This window comes from Micromonospora sp. WMMD736 (genome assembly GCF_049179015.1).
Lineage (GTDB): Bacteria > Actinomycetota > Actinomycetes > Mycobacteriales > Micromonosporaceae > Micromonospora.
The window spans coordinates 1-1,075 of the sequence record NZ_JBMHMI010000101.1; the positions used below are offsets into that span (position 1 = coordinate 1).

At 66.7% G+C, this 1,075-nt stretch carries 2 protein-coding genes; one reads left to right on the forward strand and one right to left on the reverse strand.

Features of this window, described 5'->3' with window-relative positions:
- The first annotated feature begins 65 nt into the window (after positions 1–65).
- Positions 66–674 carry an ArsA family ATPase gene (locus ACN269_RS34160; protein WP_421477392.1) on the forward strand — a complete coding sequence of 203 codons (609 nt, stop codon included), beginning with the start codon at positions 66–68 and terminating at the stop codon, positions 672–674.
- A gap of 53 nt (positions 675–727) precedes the next feature.
- Here ACN269_RS34160 and ACN269_RS34165 read toward each other — a convergent pair whose 3' ends face one another.
- Positions 728–997 (reverse strand): WhiB family transcriptional regulator, encoded by a 270-nt coding sequence (locus tag ACN269_RS34165; protein ID WP_421477393.1) that lies wholly within the window; start codon positions 995–997, stop codon positions 728–730.
- Between the last annotated feature and the right edge of the window lie 78 nt (positions 998–1,075).

A 1,075-nucleotide genomic window follows, 5' to 3' on the forward strand; every position in this document is an offset into this window, starting at 1 on the left:
TGGACACCCCGCCGTCACGCAACGCGCTGGACTTCCTGGACGCTCCCAAGCGGTTGGGCAGTTTCATGGACAGCCGACTGTGGCGGATGCTGCTCGCCCCCGGGCGGGGTTTCGGAAAGCTGGTGACCGGCGCGGTGGGGTTGGCGATGAAGGCGCTGTCGACCGTGCTCGGATCGCAAATGCTTTCTGATGCAGCCAATTTCGTGCAATCCCTGGATGCCACCTTCGGCGGCTTCCGGGAGAAGGCCGACCGCACCTATGAGCTGCTGAAGCGGCGCGGCACCCAGTTCGTGGTGGTCTCGGCGGCCGAACCGGACGCCCTACGGGAGGCATCGTTCTTCGTCGACCGGCTTTCCCAGGAGCACATGCCGCTGGCCGGTCTCGTCCTGAACCGTACCCACCCGACGCTGTGCGAACTGCACGCCGACAAGGCGGCCGAAGCCGCCGAGGAACTGTCCGCACGCGATCTCGGCTCACTGACGGCTGCCGTCCTGCAGATCCACGCCGACCGGGCGCAGACCGCCAAGCGCGAAGTCCGGCTGCTGTCGCGGTTCACCGGGGCCAATCCGCACGTCGCGGTGGTCGGGGTGCCGTCATTGCCGTTCGATGTGTCGGATCTGGAGGCGCTGCGGGCGATCGCCGATCAGCTCACCGGGGTAGCTGACGCGGCCTAACCGCCGGGTCAACCGCAGCCGCGAAATTGGCTTAGGCGGTCCGAGACCTCTACTCAGACGGCGTTGCGGTGTTTGCGCTGGGCCGCGAAGAAGTCGGCCCACGAAACCACCTCGGGGTGCTGCTTGAGCAGCGCGCGTCGCTGACGTTCGGTCATCCCGCCCCAGACACCGAACTCCACCCGATTGTCCAGCGCATCGGCGCCGCATTCCAGGATGACCGGACAATGCCGGCAAATAACTGCCGCTTTGCGCTGAGCCGCGCCGCGCACGAACAACTCATCAGGATCGGTCTGGCGGCATCGGGCCTGTGAGACCCACGCGATGCGCGCCTCGGCTTCGACACCCTCGACCAAGCTGGGGGTTGGCGAAGCACTGGTTGTGTTCCGAGCAACGGGGCGGTT

Excerpts from the sequence above, each read along its gene's own strand:
- ACN269_RS34160 (WP_421477392.1), top strand. The coding sequence starts at position 66 with ATGGACAGCCGACTGTGGCGGATGCTGCTCGCCCCCGGGCGGGGTTTC.